This is a genomic window from Paenibacillus senegalensis JC66 (assembly GCF_000285515.1).
Lineage (GTDB): Bacteria > Bacillota > Bacilli > Paenibacillales > NBRC-103111 > Paenibacillus_L > Paenibacillus_L senegalensis.
This window is the reverse complement of record NZ_CAES01000150.1, coordinates 1-439: the sequence shown is the minus strand read 5'-3', so window position 1 is coordinate 439 and position 439 is coordinate 1. Positions and strand designations below refer to the sequence as shown.

At 48.7% G+C, this 439-nt stretch carries 1 protein-coding gene; it reads left to right on the top strand.

Going from position 1 to position 439, the window contains the following annotated elements; translation table 11 throughout:
- Window positions 1-352 (top strand): ExeA family protein (locus PSHG_RS31315; protein ID WP_010267487.1); only part of this gene is annotated, 352 nt, incomplete at its 5' end.
- Window positions 353-439: the final 87 nt, after the last annotated feature.

The window sequence follows — 439 nt, the reverse complement described above, 5'->3', positions numbered from 1 at the left end:
GGATGCGCAGAGCCCCATGGCACTCATACTAGTTGGACAGAGCGAACTTTGGGATCGATTGGCTCTTCAATCCTACGCAGCCATTAGGCAGCGGATTGATCTGCAGTGTAAGCTGCCGCACTTCGATCGTGCACAGACTAGCGAATATATTCAGCGGCATTTGGCCTATGCTGGTGCTACACAAGATATCTTCTCGGATGGAGCGATTGACGATATCTATCGCTTCTCCGGAGGCGCAGCTCGGTTAATTAACAAGGTCTGCACGCATTGTCTCATGTATGGCTCTCAGAATAAACACCGAATTATCGATGATCACATGGTAAAGCACGTTATCCAGGGAGAACTAACTTGATTCTCCCTTTCCTCTTATCTAGTCGTGGCCAACATGGCCGTCTATAGCAGGACAACTTTTGCCGTCAACTGACGGACATTATGCTTC